Source organism: Nocardia sp. NPDC051929 (assembly GCF_044548645.1).
Classification (GTDB): Bacteria; Actinomycetota; Actinomycetes; order Mycobacteriales; family Mycobacteriaceae; genus Nocardia; species Nocardia sichangensis.
Map to the genome: position 1 here is coordinate 1 of NZ_JBIUCG010000068.1, position 1,428 is coordinate 1,428.

General features: G+C 72.1%; 2 protein-coding genes. Both read left to right on the forward strand.

Features of this window, described 5'->3' with window-relative positions:
* On the forward strand, positions 1-853 hold an 853-nt coding region (locus ACIHAX_RS37760; protein WP_397282456.1), incomplete at its 5' end, for an esterase/lipase family protein.
* A 42-nt stretch (positions 854-895) separates the two neighbouring features.
* Positions 896-1,428: ATP-binding cassette domain-containing protein (locus ACIHAX_RS37765; protein WP_397282458.1), on the forward strand; the 533-nt coding region annotated here is incomplete at its 3' end.

Here is a 1,428-nt window from a genome sequence, read left to right on the forward strand (position 1 = left end):
GGCCGCCGCCCCGGAGACACCGGCGCTGGACGGCGCCAACGACTGGTCTTGCCTGCCCACACCGGCGCGACCGGAGCCGGTGGTGCTCGTGCACGGCTCGGGCACCGATATCGGCCGCAGCTTCCCCCTGCTCGCGCCGGCCATCCGGGCCGAAGGACATTGCGTGTTCGCCACGAATCTCGGCGCCGCGCCGGGTGTCGTCGACGCGGTGAGCGGGCAGACCGGCTCCAGCTCCACCGGCGTCGGGCCGATCGGCGCCGCACTGCTGGGACGTGTCGTCTACGGCGTGGCCGACATCGATCGAATGGCGGGCGAGCTCGCCGAAGTCGTGCGGGCGGTGCGGGAGACGACGGGCGCGAGCCGGGTGGCGCTGGTCGGCCACTCCACCGGCGGCACGGTGATCCGGCAGTATCTGCGCGCCCGCGGCGCGGAGGCGGTGTCCCAAGTGGTGACTCTCGGCACGCCGTATCGCGGCTCGACCTGGGCCGGGTTGCGCGGCAGCTATCCGGACCTGGCCGCGCTCGGCCTGGGCGACGCGCAGATCGCGGCCCAGGTCTTCGGGACTCCGGGCCAGCAGCAGGTGGCCGGGTCACCACTGCTGAACCGGCTGAACACGGGAGGCGAAACCGTGCCCGGTCTCCGGTACACGGCCATCGCCTCCCGCGCCGACCAGGTGATCACGCCGCAGGACACCGCCCTGCTCGCCGCGCCCGGCCCGGCCGACCGCAACGTGTGGCTGCAGGACGGATGTCCTGCCGACGCGGCCGACCACAGCGGCATGCTGGAAGACCCACGCGCCACCGCCGCCGTTCTCTCCGCGCTCGCCGGGGATCGGCGAACGTTGCCCTGCTGAGCGCACCCCGGCCGGACCGGATCACGAAGATGGAGAACCTCGGTGAGTCTCGGCATTACTTGTAGCGGGCTGCGCCGCGAATTCGCCGGAGTCGCGGTGATCGACGACGTGACCTTCCGCGCCCCCGCGGGCCGGGTCACCGCGGTCGTCGGGCCGAACGGCGCGGGCAAGACGACGCTGTTGTCGATGCTCGCCGGTCGGTTGCGGCCACACCGAGGGTGGCTCCGCGTGGAGGACGCGGATCCGAGCGCAGAGCCATGGGTGGTCCGCTCCCGGGTCGGCTGGGTCCCCGACGTGTACGAGAGCGGCGAGACCTGGTCGGTCGCGGAGGTCGTGCGGTTCTCGGCGAAGATCGCGGGTCACAGCGCGGACGTGGCCGATGAACTGGTCGATCGGGCAATGCATCTCGCGCGTTTGGCGGACGCCGCTTCCACGCCCGTTCTCCGTCTGTCCCGGAGTGACAAGAAGTGGCTCGGCCTGGCCAGAGCGCTGGCCGCGGGTACGACGGCACTCGTACTGGACAACCCGATGGCCGACTTGGACCACGACGGGCGTCGCTATCTGGCCGGAATGCT